This is a genomic window from Serratia sp. SCBI, assembly GCF_000747565.1.
Lineage (GTDB): Bacteria > Pseudomonadota > Gammaproteobacteria > Enterobacterales > Enterobacteriaceae > Serratia > Serratia ureilytica.
This window is the reverse complement of the sequence record NZ_CP003424.1, coordinates 1,509,117-1,525,381: the sequence shown is the minus strand read 5'-3', so window position 1 is coordinate 1,525,381 and position 16,265 is coordinate 1,509,117. Positions and strand designations below refer to the sequence as shown.

Here is a 16,265-nt window from a genome sequence, read left to right as displayed (position 1 = left end):
ATGCCTAAGCGCGTTGCACCGCCAACGCCGTCTGAATGAAGTTGTCCCGCAGCGCGTCGGTGCGCTGCGGATCCCAGGCGATACCGACCTGCCACTCCGTCTCCTCGCCGCTCAGCGGTAAAATGTCGATGCCGGCCGGCGCGATATGCGTGATGCTGTGCGGCAGCAGCGCGACGCCGACGCCGGCGGCGACCAACGCCAACAGCGTCTGGATGTCGCCGGCCTGCTGCACCACGTTCGGCGTCAACCGGTGAGCGGCGATAAACCGCAGCGACTGATCGCTCAGCCCGCGCCCGCGTTTAGGGGTCAATTGCAACAGCGGCAGCTGATTGAAACGTGCCATCAGATCGTCGGTGCGCAGCGCCAGCGCGCCCGGCGCAGCCAGCACCAACCTATCGCTCAGCAATGCCACACCGCACAGCGGCGTATTGACCGGCAAGCGCACGAACCCCGCCTGCAACTCTCCCTGCAGCAACAGCTGATACTGCCGCTCCGACGGCAGATCTTCGAGGCCAATCGCCACCTCGGGAAACCGTTGGCGAAAGGCGGCCACCAGCTGCGGAGCCAGATGAAAACTGGACAGGCCAAACCCCAGCGCCAGCCGCCCCGCTTCCCCAAGCGCCACCCGCCGCGCGCGCCGCTGAAACTGCTGATACTGCTCCACCAGCGCCTGCGCCTCCGGGTAAAGCCGCCGCCCGCCGGCAGTGAGCACCGCCCCTTGTCGGCCGCGCTCGAACAGCCGAACGTCAAGCTGGGCTTCCAGCGCCTGAATTTGCTTGCTCAGCGCCGGTTGGCTGATGCACAGCAGGCTCGCCGCCTGCCGATAGTTGCCCTGCTCCGCCAGCGCCACCAGGGCGCGCAGTTGTTTTATATCCATTCCATTAGGTTATCAAATAAGGAATTTAATTGATTATACAGTAATCAATTCGCCTGCTGTAATCAATGCAGACCCCAACCGGAGAGATCCCATGACCACCTCATTACGCGCCGCCACGGTGCAATTCCAGCATCATGCCAATGACAAGAATTACAACCTGTCGACCATGGAACGCTTTATCGCGGAAGCGGCCGAACAACAGATACAACTGTTGGCATTCCCGGAAATGTGCGTCACCGGCTATTGGCACGTGCGCCATCTGTCCGACGCCGAAGTGCGGGCGCTGGCGGAGCCGATCGTGAGCAGCCCTTCGCTGGCGCGCATTCGCCCGCTGGCTGAGCGTTACAACATGGCGATTGGCATCGGGCTGATCGAGCTGGGCGATGACGGCCGGTGTTACAACGCCTATGCCGTTTGTCTGCCGGACGGCGAACTGCATGTGCACCGCAAACTGCACGCCTTCGAGCACCCGGCTATCGCCAGCGGCGACCGCTATACGGTGTTCGATACCCCCTGGGGCGTACGCGTGGGCGTATTGATCTGCTGGGACAATAATCTGGTGGAGAATGTGCGCGCAACGGCGCTGCTGGGCGCGGAGGTGCTGATCGCCCCGCACCAGACCGGCGGCACCCATTCGCGCAGCCCGCACGGCATGAAGCCGATCCCGCAGGTGCTGTGGCAGCGGCGCGTGGAAGATCCGCAGGCGATAGAAGCCGCCTTTCGCGGCGAACACGGCCGCGGCTGGCTGATGCGCTGGCTGCCGTCGCGCGCTCACGACAACGGGCTGTTCTTGCTGTTCAGCAACGGCGTGGGCCGAGATGACGATGAAATACGCACCGGCAACGCGATGATCCTCGATCCTTACGGCCGGATCGTGGCGGAGACCTGGGCGGCGGAAGACCGGATGGTCAGCGCCGAGCTCGATCTGACGCTGATCCCGCTCAGCACCGGTCGCCGCTGGATCTACGGGCGGCGCCCCGAGCTGTACGGGTTGTTGACCGAGCCGCAAGGCTACGAGCGCGATGCCCGCAGCGCGCGCTTTTCGACGCAGCCGACGGGGCGCGGCGGTGAATGACAGATAAAAAAAATCCGCCCGGAGGCGGATTTTTTATGGGTGCGGCAAACAAGGCCGCAGGTTCATGCCCGCAGGCACGAACACACTTAGAAGCGGTAGCCTACGCCAACGTTCCAGGTGCCAACGTCAACGCTGCGAATGCGGTTCTGCTCGTAACCGACATCCAGGGCAACGTTCTCGATTGGGTTGAACTGCAGACCGGCGCCGTAGGTGAAGCCGTAGTCAGCGGTGTCGTGACGAGAAGTGCCGTTCTGAGCGTTGGTAGTGAATTTACCGTAACCCAGGCCAACCAGACCGTAGATGCTCGCCCAGTCATTGATGCGGTATGCTGGACCGGCAGAGATAGAGTTGTACTGAGCTTTGTTATAGAAACCGTCCTGAGAACCGTCCTTTTCCAGGTGGGTAAAGGAACCGATTACGCCCAGTGGGTTGTTGTCGAACTCGTAACGGTATTTCAGGTTGAAACCGTCGGCTTTGTTAGCAACGCCTTGGAAATCACCCTGCGCATAGCCAGCGGATACGGTGCTCTGACCAGCGAATGCGGTACCTGCGCTAACTGCTAATACGCAAGCTGCTACTGCGGAAAGACATGCAATTTTTTTCATAACCACCTCAAACGCGTTTTATTATTAAGTACATCCATTTGTTCATGCTTTGAAAATATAACAAAAAATTAGCGTGAAACTCTGCCTTGAAATGAGTGTCTAATGCTTTATATCGTGTAACAGAAGATTTCAAGAACAGTGTATCTTCTTCTTTTCGCTCTATTTTCGGCCGTATTCTACGACTTTCTGTGACAAAAATCACCTATTTAATATCCAGATAATTCTTAAGAAAAAGCGCATTTTTTGACCAAATCCGCCACATCTCATCCGAGGATCGGCGGATTTCACCGCGATGCGCGCTTTTCTCAGACAGATTTTCGCCATTTCATTTACACTGCTCGCATCCCCGTTTCGACCGTTTTCTCAAGGCTGAGGAACGGCGCATAAAAGGCCCGTTAAGGATGTCGTTATCTACTGCCGGCAGAGCGCCCTCCGCGCTGCTGCCCATTTGTCTGTTAATCATCGCCATGGTGTCGATCCAGAGCGGCGCTTCGTTGGCCAAAAGCCTGTTCCCGATCGTGGGCGCGGAAGGCATCACGACGCTGCGTCTTTTCATTGGCACCCTGATTCTGTTCATCATCTTCCGCCCGTGGCGCATGCGCATCGCCGCCGGCAGCCGCTTGCCGCTGTTGATTTACGGCCTGTCGCTCGGCGCGATGAACTACCTGTTCTACCTGTCGTTGCGCACCGTGCCGCTCGGCATCGCCGTGGCGCTGGAGTTTACCGGCCCGCTGGCGGTGGCCATGTTCTCGTCGCGGCGGCCGATTGACTTCCTTTGGGTGGCGTTGGCGATCGCCGGGCTGTGGTTCCTGCTGCCGCTTGGCCACGGCGTAGGCGGAATCGACCCGTTCGGTGCCGCCTGCGCGCTCGGCGCCGGCGCCTGCTGGGCGGTCTATATCATCTTCGGCCAGAAGGCCGGCGGCGATCACGGCCCCGGCACGGTGGCGCTCGGCTCGCTGATCGCCGCGTTGGTGTTCTGCCCGATCGGCGCCTGGCAAACCGGCAGCGTGCTGTTCAACGTTGAGATTCTGCCGATAGCGCTGGCGGTGGCGATCCTCTCCACCGCGCTGCCTTATTCGCTGGAGATCATCGCGCTGCCCAAAATTCCGGCGCGCACCTTCGGCACCTTGATGAGCCTGGAACCGGCGATGGCGGCGTTATCCGGCATGCTGTTCCTCGGCGAACACCTGAGCGGCGTGCAATGGCTGGCGCTGGCGGCGATCATCGCCGCCTCCATGGGCTCCGCCCTCACCATTCGCCCCAAACCTCGCCTCGAAAGCCTTTCCTGATGACCCGACTCGCCTGCAGACCGCAACGTCGGAATGCAGGCGGGTTAACTGTTTTCCTCGTGACAAGTCGGCATACTTCCCCTTAGCCTGTATCGCAGGCTCTTTGGACTTTCGCTCACATGGAGAATAACAGTGATTCACAACAGCCTGTTCAACCCACGCTTCGGCCGCGGACTCGCGCCGGCGCTGGTTTCAACCCTGACCGAATTGCGCCGATGCGACCTGCCAGAACTGGCGCTGGGGCATCACCCGATCGACGGCGACAACATCTTTATGGACGTGATGACGCTGACCACCGCGCCGGCGGCGGAAAAGCGCGCCGAAATGCATCAGGAATACATTGCGCTGCATCTGCTGATCAGCGGTGAAGAGCGCATCGAATACGGTCTGGCGGGCAACGGACATCGCGAACACCCCCACGCGGAAAATAGCGATCTGCTGCTGCTGGACATCAAACGCCACCCGCAAACGCTGCACATGACGCACGGCATGTTCGCCCTCTTTTTCCAGATGGAGCCGCACAAGACCGGCTGCGTGTGGCAGCGTCCACAGCAAATCAAGAAAGCGGTGGTGAGGATCCATCACCGTCTGCTGCTGTGAACCTGCGGCAGCGCCCGTAGAAAATCGGCGGCCTGGCGGGGAGAACGCAGGCGCACGAAACGGCGTCCGGCGTCGGGACGAGCCATCTCCGCCAGATATTTTCGCCGGTTCTTCGAGTAAGTGCGGATCGTCCAGAGCACGATCGACTCGCGGCTGAAGAAAGAACGGCGGAAGCTTTCCCGATTGCCGGTGCCCGGCCACAGCTCGCTTTTTGCCGGCCGCGCGTCGGCACGCGCGGCGCACGGCCTGCCACAGCGTGCGGCCGAAACCGTAGTCCAGCCACAGAATATAATCGACCTCGCGCCACTTGATCGGCTGCGTGCGGCTGTAATTGCCGTCCAGCACCCAGCCATCCCCCGCTTCGGCCAGCGTCTGTTCAAGCCGCGCCAGGAACGCGTCATCAGGCGTTCCCTGCCATTCGGGCCGCCAATACAGCCTGTCCATCTCGATATAGGGCACGCCAAGCCGTTCCGCCAGTTGACGCGCCAGGGTGCTTTTACCGCTGCCGCTGGTGCCGACGACGTTAATTTTCATTATTCGCCTATAAAGAGAGAGGATAATTGCCCTACTGTAGCGGCACCAATTACCGCTATCAATATGAATGGATGAGAAATTAACACCACGATAACAAAGCGGATATTTAGCCGAAGCCCGCAGGCGAAAAAATAAAATAACCAGGGGAAATTTTCACAGCCATAAACAATAAATCAGAGAATGATAAATAATTATATTTTTCATGGTGTTGTATTAAGTAAAAATTCAACCAGACCCATTATTCGTAGGCTAATCCTATTTGTGCAATAGCCATTTTCGTCCGGCAAAAATAAACAGCCCTGCTATAATTGATCCCGTAATGAAATAGGACAACGACTAATCAAGAGGATATCTGATATGAGTACCGCTAAACTGGTGAAAACGAAATCTTCTGATCTGCTGTATACCCGTAACGATCTGGACGAAAAAATCAAACTGGCCGCCATCAAGGCGCTGAACCATCAGGTCGTGCAATTCATCGATCTCTCGTTGATCACCAAACAGGCGCACTGGAACATGCGTGGCGCGAACTTTATCGCGGTTCATGAAATGCTGGACGGCTTCCGCACCGCCATCATCGAGCACCAGGACACCTTCGCCGAGCGCGTGGTGCAGCTGGGCGGCGTGGCGCTGGGCACCGTACAGGTGGTGAACGATCGCACGCCGCTGAAAAGCTATCCGACCAATATCCACAGCGTGCAAGAACACCTGAAAGCGCTGGCCGATCGCTACGGCGCGGTGGCGAATGACATCCGTAAGGCCATTACCGAAGTGGAAGACGAAGACACCGCCGACATGTTCACCGCCGCCTCGCGCGATCTGGACAAGTTCCTGTGGTTCATCGAATCCAACATCGAATAACGCCGCAGCGCGTTGCAGACCGCCCGTCGTGCCGGGCAGAACAGGCTGGGCTTCGCCCGGCCTGTTTTCTTTTGCGCGGCCGTTGAATTGTGCAAAAAACGGCCCATATTAAGCGGTAGGTTTCCCTTGTCAGGAGGTGATGATGGCCAGCGGCTGGGCGGCGGACGGCGCCGTACAAGATCAGATTGATTCGACCGTCGACGATGCGGTGCAGCGCGCGCGTGATGCGCTCGGGCATGGCGAGAGCGAACGCTATTGCCAGGAATGTGGAGAACCGATCCCCGAGGCGCGCCGCAAGGCGCTGAAGGGGGTGCGTTTTTGTGTCGCCTGCCAGGCCGAACAAGACAAAAAACACGCGGCCAGCAGCCTGTACAACCGGCGCGGCAGCAAAGACAGCCAGTTGCGCTAGCATTATCTGCTCCCCTTTTTCCCCTCTCGCAGTCACGCTTGCACCGTCAATGGATCATGAAAGTTAGAGTTAGTTATCAATATTGAAGCAAAAACGTTAAAGAACGGTTGTTTCACAGCCAAAATTTGGTTAATGATAGCCCCGTGCACCAAGATAATTCTTACGCACCATTTCGGTGCCTCATTGTGGTGCATAACCATAACTATTCGCCGTCACGGCACAACATCACGCAGTAACTCTTTGTTTTTATATTAGTTGAAAACATGGCACGATTTTTTCATGGCACCAACTGCAATATAAAAATGGGTAATCCGCAACCTGTACAGGAATTCCTCTCATGAAGTCGATTTTTAAAGTCTCCCTGGCCGCACTCTCCCTGGCCTTTGCCGTAAGTTCCCACGCAGCAGACAAACTGGTGGTCGCCACCGACACCGCTTTCGTTCCTTTTGAGTTCAAGCAAGGCGACAAATACGTCGGCTTCGACATCGACCTGTGGGCCGCCGTCGCCAAAGAGCTGAAGCTGGACTACACCCTGAAACCAATGGACTTCGGCGGCATCATTCCGGCGCTGCAGACCAAAAACGTCGATCTGGCGCTGGCCGGCATCACCATCACCGATGAGCGCAAGAAAGCCATCGACTTCTCGGACGGTTACTACAAAAGCGGCCTGCTGGTCATGGTCAATGCCGACAACAACAGCGTGAAAGGCATCGACGATCTGAATGGTAAAGTGGTGGCGGTGAAGAGCGGCACCGGCTCGGTGGATTACGCCAAGCAGCACATCAAAACCAAGGATCTGCGTCAGTTCCCGAACATTGACAACGCCTATATGGAACTGGGCACCAAGCGCGCCGACGCGGTGCTGCACGACACGCCAAACATCTTATACTTCATCAAGACGGCCGGCGCCGGCAAGTTCAAAACCGTCGGCGATTCGCTGGAAGCGCAGCAGTATGGCATCGCCTTCCCTAAAGGCAGCGATGCGCTGCGCGAGAAGGTGAACGGCGCGCTGAAAACCCTGCGCGAGAACGGCACCTATAACGAAATCTACAAGAAGTGGTTCGGCACCGAACCTAAGTAAGCGGTGAACTTGGCACGCTATTAACTTAAGCACAGGGGGTCGCTTAACCCCCTGCGCTTCGTTGTATCTGATACCCACGTTTGGGATCACCGGGAGAAATATCATGCAGTTCGACTGGAGCGCCATCTGGCCCGCCATTCCTATCTTGTTAGAGGGCGCCAAAATGACCCTGTGGATTTCGGTCCTCGGTCTGATTGGCGGCCTGATCATCGGCCTCGTCGCCGGCTTTGCCCGCACCTACGGCGGATGGATCGCCAACCACATCGCGTTGGTGTTTATCGAAGTGATCCGCGGCACGCCGATCGTGGTGCAGGTGATGTTCATCTACTTCGCCCTGCCGATGGCGTTCACCGATTTGCGCATCGATCCGTTCACCGCGGCGGTGGTGACCATCATGATCAACTCCGGCGCCTACATCGCGGAAATCACCCGCGGCGCGGTGCTGTCTATCCATAACGGTTTCCGCGAAGCCGGGCTGGCGCTCGGCCTGTCGCGCCGCGAAACCATCCGCTACGTCATTATGCCGCTGGCGCTGCGCCGCATGCTGCCGCCGCTGGGCAACCAGTGGATCATCAGCATCAAAGATACCTCGCTGTTCATCGTGATCGGCGTGGCGGAGCTGACCCGTCAGGGTCAGGAAATTATTGCCGGTAACTTCCGCGCGCTGGAAATCTGGAGCGCCGTGGCGGTTATCTACCTGATTATTACTCTGGTGCTGAGCTTCGTGCTGCGTCGTCTGGAAAGAAGGATGAAAATCCTGTGATTGAATTTAAAAACGTCTCCAAGCATTTTGGCCAAACCCAGGTGCTGCACAACATCGATTTGAAGATCGACAAAGGCGAAGTGGTGGTGATCATCGGGCCGTCCGGCTCCGGCAAATCCACCCTGCTGCGCTGCATCAACAAGCTGGAAGAGGTGACCAGCGGCGATCTGATCGTCGATGGCCTGAAAGCCAACGATCCGAAAGTAGACGATCGGTTGATCCGCCAGGAAGCCGGCATGGTATTCCAGCAGTTCTACCTGTTCCCGCACCTGACGGCGCTGGAAAACGTCGCCTTCGGCCCGATCCGCGTGCGCGGCGCGAAGAAGTCCGATGCGGAAAAGCTGGCGCGCGAGCTGCTGGCCAAGGTCGGTCTGGCGGAGCGCGCCCACCACTACCCGTCCGAACTGTCGGGCGGCCAGCAGCAGCGCGTGGCGATCGCGCGCGCGCTGGCGGTGAAGCCGAAAATGATGCTGTTCGACGAGCCGACCTCCGCGCTCGATCCGGAGCTGCGCCACGAAGTGCTTAAGGTGATGCAGGATCTGGCCGAGGAAGGCATGACGATGGTCATCGTCACCCACGAAGTCGGCTTTGCCGAAAAAGTAGCGTCGCGCCTGATCTTTATCGACAAGGGCCGGATTGCCGAAGACGGCAACCCGCACGATCTGATCAACCATCCGCCGAGCCCGCGTCTGCAGGAGTTTCTGCAGCACGTGTCCTGATCCTGACGGTTCCACGGCGGGCGTTCACACGCCCGCCGCTTTCATTCCGCACGCTCTCCCACGCCCCATCGCGCTTCCTTTCCTACTATATTGATTGTTTTTCATCGTATTGCTCTGACATCCGCCGATCACAGAACGCCAAAGAGAGGAACCATGCCGCCAAACGCAGACTCCCGACGAGGTTCTCATCTGCGAGAACACCTGCTTTTCCTGCTGCTGCTGTTGACCCTGAGCGTCTTCGCACCACCGGCGCTGGCGCAAAACGCGCCGCCTGCGCCCGCCGACAAGAGCGAGCAGCAGAAAGCCGCCTACGCCGCGCTGGCCGATCTGCTGCAAGACGACCAAGCGCGCGCGGAACTCATCGACCACCTGAAACAGACCGCCGGCGACGCTGCGGCCGCCGCGCCGGCAACGCCGGAAGAATCGACGCCCGCTACGCTGAGCGACAGCCTGAACTCGCTGGCGCAGGAAGGCATCGGCATCTTTAACCAGAAGCTCGGCGCGCTGCAAAAGCTGATCGATTCCGGCCCGAAGCGCGTTTTCAATCCCGCCGGCTTTTTCCGCGCGCTGGGCTACTTTCTGCTGACGGTGGCGGTCACCTTTGCGCTGTTCCACCTGATCCGCCGGCTGATCGCGCCGCTGTACAAGCGCATGGGCAGTTGGGGGCACAACGCCAGACTGCAGCGCGGCCCGTGGTATAAGCGCCCCGCCGCCATTCTCGGCGCTTTCGCCATCGATCTGCTGGTGCTGCTGCTGGCGCTGGCGGCAGGCAACCTGTTTGCCCGCCACGTCCACGCCGACAGCGCCACCATCCTGCGGCTGCAGACCCTGTTTCTCAGCGCCTTCGCGGTAATTGAATTTTTCAAGGCGGTGCTGCGGCTGATTTTCGCCCCCAGCTTCGACTATCTGCGCCCGTTCCCTTTCAGCGATCGGAGCGCGCGCTATTGGAACACCCGCCTCGCCTGGCTCAGCGGCCTGATCGGCTATGGCCTGATGGTGGTGGTGCCGGTGGTGGCGGTGCAGATCAGCTATTCGGCCGCCGCCGCCGTCAATCTGGTGGTGATGCTGGCGCTGACGCTGTACGCCATTTGGCTGATCCTGCACAACCGCAAACCGATACAGCAACAGATCAACCTGCTGGCCGAACGGTCGATGGCGTTTTTCAGCGTGATCCTGCGCGGGCTGGGGCATGTCTGGCACCTGCTGGCGATCGCCTATTTTCTGGTGCTGTTCGTGCTGTCCCAGTTCGACATCGGCAACAGCCTGCGCTTTATGATGAGCGCCACGGTAAAAAGCCTGCTGGTGGTCGGCGTCGGCGCCCTGCTGTCCGGCATGCTGACCCGCTGGATTTTCCGCCGCATTTCGCTGCCGACCGACGTCAATTTGCGCTATCCGATGCTTGAGCGGCGCATCAACTCTTACATCCCCAACGGGTTGAAGATACTGCGGGTGATGGTGGTGCTGGCAGTGACGCTGTTTCTGCTCGATGCCTGGCATCTGATCAACCTGTATCAATGGGCGGGCAGCGAAAATGGCCAGCGGACGCTCGGCGGGCTGGTGCATATTCTGCTGATCCTGTTGATCGCCGTGTTCAGCTGGACGCTGATGGCCAGCATCATCGAGCACCGCCTGGCGCTGGAGCTGAGCAACGGCGTGCGGCCGAGCGCGCGCGAACGCACGCTGCTGACGCTGTTTCGCAACGTGTTGGCTATCGTTATCAGCACCATCACCGTGATGATCGTGCTGTCGCAGGTCGGACTGAACATCGCGCCGCTGCTGGCGGGCGCCGGCGCGCTGGGGCTGGCCATCAGCTTCGGCGCCCAGACGCTGGTGAAAGACGTGATCACCGGCGTGTTCATCCAGTTTGAAAACGGCATGAACACCGGCGAATACGTGACCGTCAGCGGCATCACCGGCACCGTGGAGCGCATGACCATCCGCTCGATCGGCCTGCGCGACGACTACGGCGTCTATCACATCGTGCCGTACTCTTCGATCACCACGCTGGCCAACTATGCGCGTGAGTTTGGGGTATACCGCGCCAATTACACCGTCAGCCGCGACGAGGACATCGATCGGGTCAATGAGGTGCTGCATCAGGCCATCGAGGCGCTGAAGCAGGATGAACAGGTGAAGCATTTCCTGATTGGCGAGCCGGTCTTCAACGGCGTGGTGGCGCTGGGCGATCGCTCGTTCACCACCCGCGTGACGGTGCGCACGCAGGCGCTGAAACAGTGGGTGGTGCAATACGCCCTCGACCGGCTGGTGAAAATCCATTTCGATCGGGCCGGCATCGGCATGCCGCAGCAGGCGATGCAGATTTCCCGCGCGCCGCAGCCGCATGACGAGCAGGCGCCGCCCGCGGCGATCTGAGGTTAGCGCCCGCGCCCGCAGGGCTGAGCGGCCAGGAAGGCCGCCACGTCCTGCCGGTAGGCGTCGTATTGCACCGAGCGCGGGGCAAACAGGCCCACCACGTTGATCAGCCACGGATGGCGCGCGAACAGCGGCTTGACCATCACATGATCGGCCTCGTCGATGCGCGTCACCGTCAGCAGCGAGGCCGGGATCGTTTGCCGATACACGCGCTCGGTTTCGTCCGCGTCCACGTTGACGTCGCGCCCGCCCAGGATCAGGTGCACCGGCGTGGCGAAATGCCGCAATCCCGCCGTCGCGTCGCTGGCCATGTTGGCGCGAATAAAGCGCCAGCGGCCGGCGCTCAATGCAGCGGCGGCGCCAGACTCACGGCGGTACTGTTCGTAACCGTCCGGCTGTTCGAGCAGCGTTTGGATGTGGCGCCAGTGCGCCTCGCGCGCGGCGATCGACGCTTCATCGTCCCCTGCCGCCGCCATCGCCGCCCGGGTGTTGTAGCGCCCCTGCCGCAGCCAGTTGATCGCCGGCGCCACCGCCAGCGTAAACGCGATGTCGGGGCGCAAACGCGCCACCTCCGGCATCACCCACCCCGCCTGACTGGTGCCCCACAGCCCCACGCAGCGCGCATCGAAGCGCCCGTCCCGCCGGGCCCAGTCGATGATATCGGCGGTTTCCCGCGCGCGATCCGCCATGGTCTGATGCAGCCAGTTGCCGCCGGAGCCGCCCACGCCCGGCTTATCGAAGGATAAAACCGCATAGCCCTGCTGCGCCATCGTCTCCCAAATGCCGTAATAGCCTTCGTCGCGGCTGGCGTTGGCCGGCCCATCGCCGTGCACAAACACCACGACGCCGGGCTTGACTGGCGCATGCTCCGGCAGCACCAGCGTGCCGGTCAGCCGATTGCCGCCGGCGGTCACCACGACCGGTTCGGTGACAAAGCGAAAGTCGTTGACGTAAATCACCCAGCCGAGCACCGGCAGGAGCAGCGCCACGAGACACAGCCCTATTCTGCGCACGTCGCCTCCCCGCTGCGTTTCTCCATCAACACCCAATCGGCCTGGCCGAACAGCAAGCCCAGCGAGGCGTAATGTTCTTCGCGCCGCACCTGAAAACCGCAGCGCTGATACAGACGCTGCGCATCGACGTTGCGCCGGCTGACGTGCAGGCTCAGGCGCCGGCCTGCGCCTTGTTCGGCGGCGTAGTCGTTCATCCACTGCAGCAGTCGCCTGCCCACCCCTTTGCCGCGCTGACTCTCGGCCACCGCCAGGTAGGAAAGATACAGCTCATCGGCCGCCGGGGTGTGCTGCAACACCGCAATTTGCAGATACATACGCCAAACGTTTAGCCAGCCATAGCGGCGACACAGCCGCCAAATCGGCAAGGCGCGCGGACGTGGCCCAGCGCGGTTCTCGCCATCGATGGCATTCAGGGCAAAGACCGCCACCACCTGTTCATCCTGTTTCACCACGAAGCTGCGCTCCCGGCTGCCGCTTTGCTTCCAACTCCACAGCCGATAGAACAGACGCCACTGAAGGCGGGCGCTCAGACGGCGCGCGCGCTGGAATTTGTCGCAGAACGCGGCGTAGATCAACGCCGCCGTTTGCAGGCGGTCAGCGTCGCGATAAGGCTCAATGTGCAACATATCAACCTCGACTAGGGTTGGCGGTAGAGCAGTTGCTCCAACAGCCGCACCGGCGTGATCGCCTCCGGCGAAGGCGACGCGAAGATCGCCTGCCGCCAAGCCTGGCTTTCGATCACGTCCAGCACCAGCTGCGCGAGCGGCAAGGGCGCTATCGCCGGCGCGATCTCGCCTATTTGCTGAGCCTCGGCGATCGTCGTCGCCAGCGCCTCAATCAACTGCCGCTGGTTGGCGCTGAACGGCTCGGCCAATGCCGGGTTACGCGCCACTTCAGCCACAATCTCCGCCGACAGTTGCACATTGTCCGGTTCGGCGACAAAAGCGTGATAGGCGGTGAAAAAGGCCGACAGCGCCTCTTTCGGCCGCTTTTTCTCGGCCCGCAATGCGGCGGCGAACTCGGCGAATACGCCGTTTTCCAGCAGCGCGATCTCGCCGATCAGCGCCTCCTTGCCGGAAAAATGGTTATAGAGGTTGCCCACGCTAACGCCCGCCGCTTGGGCGATATCCCGCATGCTGGTCTGGTGAAATCCCTTATGGGTAAAGCTGTGCAGCGCAGCGTCGACAATCTTTTCTCGGTTTCCCATCGGCAGCTCCCGAAACGGTGAAGGGGCGCTGGGCGCCGTAAATTGACACAAATAAATGAACGAACGTTCATTCACATTTAAGGATAGCATAGGCCGGTAAAATTGAACCGCGGCTCAACGGCGCAGAGATCGGTGGGAAGAGACAAACGCCGCCCCGCTTTCAGGGGCGGCGCCCGGCAAACTCAGTGCAGCGCGTCGCCCTGCTTCACCGACGTAAACGCCTGCATCAGTTTCACGACGTCATGCATGCCGATGTTGACCTGGTTGATCACTTCTCCGGCGTCATGGGTCAATGCCACACCGCCGCCGGCCTGTTCCACGCAGGTCGCCATGCCGGCGATCGCCGCCGCCACGCCTTGCTGGATAGACTTGGTCATGCGTTCGATCTCGGTCGCCGCCTTGCGCGACTGTTCCGCCAGCGTGCGCACCTCGTTGGCCACCACCGCAAAACCGCGCCCGTGCTCACCGGCGTGGGCGGCTTCGATGGAGGCGTTAATCGCCAGCAGATTGGTTTGCGAGGCAATTTTACGAATGGCTTCGACGATGGTGCCGATCTGCTGAGAGCACTTGCCAAGCTCGGTGACCACGTCCGACGTTTCGCGCGCCGCCGCTTCGACCTGCTGCATGCCCTTCACCGCCTGCTGCACGATGACCGCGCCCTGCGCCGCCTGCCGGTCGGTATCGAGCGACAGATGATGCGCGTTGCGCACCATCTCTTCTTCATGCTGCTGCTGTTGCATCAGCCGGGTGATGTCCTGGGCGATCTTCACCACTTTCACCACCTGGCCGTCGTTGTCGAGGATCGGGTTATAGCTGGCCTCCAGCCAGACCCGTTCGCCGCGCCGGTTGACGCGCTCAAAACGCCCGGTGATGAACTCGCCGCGCGCCAGGCGCTGCCAATGCCGCCGATAGTCGTCGGAAGCGGCGAACGCCGGTGGGCACAGCACCGCATGCGACTGCCCGCACGCCTCATCCAGCCGATAGCCCATCAGCGCCAGCATATTGTCATTGGCGCTGACAATGTCGCCCTGCGGCGTGAAAGAAATCATCGCCATCGAGCGATTCAGCGCCGCCAGCAGGCTGCGGTGTTCCTGCGCCTGGGTCACTCGCTCGGTCACTTCGCTGGCGATCTTGACGATTTCCACCACCTTACCCTGTTTATTCAGCACCGGCGCATAGGTGCCCTGCAGCCACACCGCCTCGCCGTTTTTCGCGATGCGCTTTATCGTGTCCGTGATGGGTTGCCCTTTATTCAGCGTCTCCCAATGCTTGCGATATAACGGGCTGGCGACATAGTTGGGATCGCAGAAAATACGATGATGCCGGCCTATCACATCATCGCGTTGAAATCCGAGCGTGCTGAGAAAGAGATCGTTGGCGCGCAATACCGTGCCGTCAGGCGAGAATACAATCATGGGAACGGCGTGTTCTATCGCGCTCAGTTCGGCGCCTTTGTGGGTAGTTAACTGACTGAATCGTAACAGCATAGGGTGTAGTCCTTGTGGCAGATGATGGCGCTTTTCTTATTTTGTCTGGCCACATGCCGCGCCCACACGCAGACGTGCCATCGCGGAAGGAGCGGGCAGCGCCGATCCTTCTGGTTATTGCTCTTAACCGGATTAAATTTATTTATTCAGTAAAGTAATTATTCGAATTTAAATAAACCAACAACCTAAGATTTTTATTATGAATAACTGTATTGAGAATAACGTAAGTGATGAAAATTGAAAGGTAAAATGCGGATTTTTGTCGGCGCCGGCAGGATAACCGGCGCCGGGAAGATTAACGCCAGCGCTCGGCTGCCCAGGTGGCCTGTTGCTCGGCGTCATGGAAGGTCCAGGCGACGAAGCGGCTGATCTTCTGCCCTTGCGCCATCTCGATGGTGCGCACCTCGGCCGCCCCCGCCACTTTCAGCGCATGGTAGATGGCCGGCAACGTGGTGTTTTTCGAGATAAGCGAGGTGAACCACAGGCAGTTGTTGGCCTTGCTGACGCTCTCTTCCACCATCTTGCGCACAAAGGCTTCTTCGCCGCCTTCGCACCACAGCTCGTTGTTCTTGCCGCCGAAGTTTTGCACCGGCTTGTCGGCCACTTCCCCTTTGCCCAATTTATGCAGCTTGCGGCGGGTGCTGGCACGCGCTTCCTGCTCGGACGCGTGGAACGGCGGGTTGCACAGGGTGGCGTCGAATTTCTCGGCCGCGCCGATGATGCCGCTAAAAATCAGCTCAGGCTGTTTTTGCAACCGCAGACGCACGCTGTTGCGCAGCGTCGGGTTCATCTCGACGATCATTTTGGCGGCGTTCAGCGACACCGGATCGATTTCGGAGCCGGTGAAACGCCAGCCGTATTCGCGCAGGCCGACGATCGGGTAAATGCAATTGGCGCCGACGCCGACGTCGAGGATCGCCACGCCCTTGCCGCGCGGGATCTCGCCGCCGTTGCTGGTCGCCAGCAGATCCGCCAGGTGGTGCAGATAGTCGGCGCGGCCGGGGATCGGCGGGCACAGGTAATCAGCCGGAATATCCCAGTGTTCGATGCCGTAAAAGTGTTGCAGCAACGCACGGTTGAGCATTTTCACCGCCGCCGGATCGGCGAAATCCACCGAGACATCGCCCCAGGCGTTCGGTTTTACGAACGGCGCCAGCGCCGGGCAGCTGGCGATCAGCGCCGGGAAGTCGTAGCGCGAACGATGACGGTTGCGCGGATGCAGGCCGCTTTTCTGCTGCGGGAAGGTTTTCTTTTTTTCCACCGTGACGGGCTCTCTTGAAGGTATTTCCGGCGCGTAAGATAACACATCCGGCCCGGAATGGCGCAGCGGCGGGAAACCCGGCACAATGAAAGCTTCATCGATTGCCACAGG

The 16,265-nt window shown here is 60.0% G+C and carries 16 protein-coding genes and 1 pseudogene; 9 read left to right on the top strand and 8 right to left on the bottom strand.

Features of this window, described 5'->3' with window-relative positions; all coding sequences use genetic code 11:
• Nucleotides 1-4 precede the first annotated feature (4 nt).
• The gene (locus SERRSCBI_RS07110) at nucleotides 5-877 is read right to left on the bottom strand and encodes a LysR family transcriptional regulator (RefSeq protein ID WP_042783989.1); all 873 of its coding nucleotides are present in this window, start codon (nucleotides 875-877) and stop codon (nucleotides 5-7) included.
• Between the two features lie 91 nt (nucleotides 878-968).
• Between SERRSCBI_RS07110 and SERRSCBI_RS07105 the strand changes: the two genes are divergently transcribed.
• Entirely contained in the window at nucleotides 969-1,952 is a 984-nt protein-coding gene (locus SERRSCBI_RS07105) for a nitrilase family protein (RefSeq protein ID WP_042783988.1), read from the top strand.
• Between the two features lie 86 nt (nucleotides 1,953-2,038).
• Here the strand turns inward: SERRSCBI_RS07105 and ompX are convergent, their stop codons facing one another.
• Entirely contained in the window at nucleotides 2,039-2,557 is a 519-nt protein-coding gene (gene ompX / locus SERRSCBI_RS07100; protein ID WP_019454480.1) for an outer membrane protein OmpX, read from the bottom strand.
• A 401-nt stretch (nucleotides 2,558-2,958) separates the two neighbouring features.
• On the opposite strand from ompX, the gene rhtA reads away from it, so the two are divergent.
• On the top strand, nucleotides 2,959-3,846 hold the full coding sequence (rhtA, locus tag SERRSCBI_RS07095) for a threonine/homoserine exporter RhtA (RefSeq protein ID WP_033650558.1): 888 nt from the start codon (nucleotides 2,959-2,961) through the stop codon (nucleotides 3,844-3,846).
• A 132-nt stretch (nucleotides 3,847-3,978) separates the two neighbouring features.
• Nucleotides 3,979-4,446, top strand: coding sequence for an N-acetylneuraminate anomerase (gene nanQ, locus SERRSCBI_RS07090; RefSeq protein WP_033650557.1), 468 nt, complete (start codon nucleotides 3,979-3,981; stop codon nucleotides 4,444-4,446).
• On the opposite strand, the pseudogene SERRSCBI_RS23995 reads toward nanQ, so the two are convergent.
• A pseudogene (locus tag SERRSCBI_RS23995) lies at nucleotides 4,428-4,980 on the bottom strand (shikimate kinase). The gene nanQ and the pseudogene SERRSCBI_RS23995 overlap by 19 nt on opposite strands.
• A 357-nt stretch (nucleotides 4,981-5,337) precedes the next feature.
• On the opposite strand from SERRSCBI_RS23995, the gene dps reads away from it, so the two are divergent.
• From dps to ybiO, 6 genes are all read left to right on the top strand, one after another.
• Nucleotides 5,338-5,841 carry a DNA starvation/stationary phase protection protein Dps gene (gene dps / locus SERRSCBI_RS07080; RefSeq protein WP_016928514.1) on the top strand — a complete coding sequence of 168 codons (504 nt, stop codon included), beginning with the start codon at nucleotides 5,338-5,340 and terminating at the stop codon, nucleotides 5,839-5,841.
• Nucleotides 5,842-5,983: 142 nt separating this feature from the next.
• Complete coding sequence (locus tag SERRSCBI_RS07075; RefSeq protein ID WP_033650555.1) at nucleotides 5,984-6,250, top strand: DksA/TraR family C4-type zinc finger protein; 267 nt, start codon at nucleotides 5,984-5,986, stop codon at nucleotides 6,248-6,250.
• Between the two features lie 337 nt (nucleotides 6,251-6,587).
• Nucleotides 6,588-7,331, top strand: a complete 744-nt coding sequence (glnH, locus tag SERRSCBI_RS07070; RefSeq protein ID WP_016928516.1) for a glutamine ABC transporter substrate-binding protein GlnH — start codon at nucleotides 6,588-6,590, stop codon at nucleotides 7,329-7,331.
• Between the two features lie 103 nt (nucleotides 7,332-7,434).
• Complete coding sequence (glnP, locus tag SERRSCBI_RS07065) at nucleotides 7,435-8,094, top strand: glutamine ABC transporter permease GlnP (protein ID WP_004939229.1); 660 nt, start codon at nucleotides 7,435-7,437, stop codon at nucleotides 8,092-8,094.
• Complete coding sequence (gene glnQ, locus SERRSCBI_RS07060; RefSeq protein ID WP_004939230.1) at nucleotides 8,091-8,813, top strand: glutamine ABC transporter ATP-binding protein GlnQ; 723 nt, start codon at nucleotides 8,091-8,093, stop codon at nucleotides 8,811-8,813. The genes glnP and glnQ overlap by 4 nt, the downstream gene beginning before the upstream one ends.
• Nucleotides 8,814-8,966: 153 nt before the next feature.
• Entirely contained in the window at nucleotides 8,967-11,186 is a 2,220-nt protein-coding gene (gene ybiO, locus SERRSCBI_RS07055; protein ID WP_042783985.1) for a mechanosensitive channel protein, read from the top strand.
• 2 nt (nucleotides 11,187-11,188) lie between these two features.
• Here the strand turns inward: ybiO and SERRSCBI_RS07050 are convergent, their stop codons facing one another.
• From SERRSCBI_RS07050 to rlmF, 5 genes are all read right to left on the bottom strand, one after another.
• Entirely contained in the window at nucleotides 11,189-12,199 is a 1,011-nt protein-coding gene (locus SERRSCBI_RS07050) for a S9 family peptidase (protein ID WP_042783984.1), read from the bottom strand.
• On the bottom strand, nucleotides 12,187-12,825 hold the full coding sequence (locus SERRSCBI_RS07045) for a GNAT family N-acetyltransferase (RefSeq protein ID WP_042783983.1): 639 nt from the start codon (nucleotides 12,823-12,825) through the stop codon (nucleotides 12,187-12,189). Before SERRSCBI_RS07045 ends, SERRSCBI_RS07050 begins: the two co-directional genes overlap by 13 nt.
• 11 nt (nucleotides 12,826-12,836) lie before the next feature.
• Complete coding sequence (locus tag SERRSCBI_RS07040) at nucleotides 12,837-13,406, bottom strand: TetR/AcrR family transcriptional regulator (protein WP_042783982.1); 570 nt, start codon at nucleotides 13,404-13,406, stop codon at nucleotides 12,837-12,839.
• Between the two features lie 182 nt (nucleotides 13,407-13,588).
• A complete protein-coding gene (locus SERRSCBI_RS07035) occupies nucleotides 13,589-14,893 on the bottom strand; it encodes a PAS domain-containing methyl-accepting chemotaxis protein (RefSeq protein ID WP_042783980.1) in 1,305 nt (434 codons plus the stop codon).
• Nucleotides 14,894-15,188: 295 nt separating this feature from the next.
• A complete protein-coding gene (gene rlmF, locus SERRSCBI_RS07030) occupies nucleotides 15,189-16,154 on the bottom strand; it encodes a 23S rRNA (adenine(1618)-N(6))-methyltransferase RlmF (protein WP_173889061.1) in 966 nt (321 codons plus the stop codon).
• Between the last annotated feature and the right edge of the window lie 111 nt (nucleotides 16,155-16,265).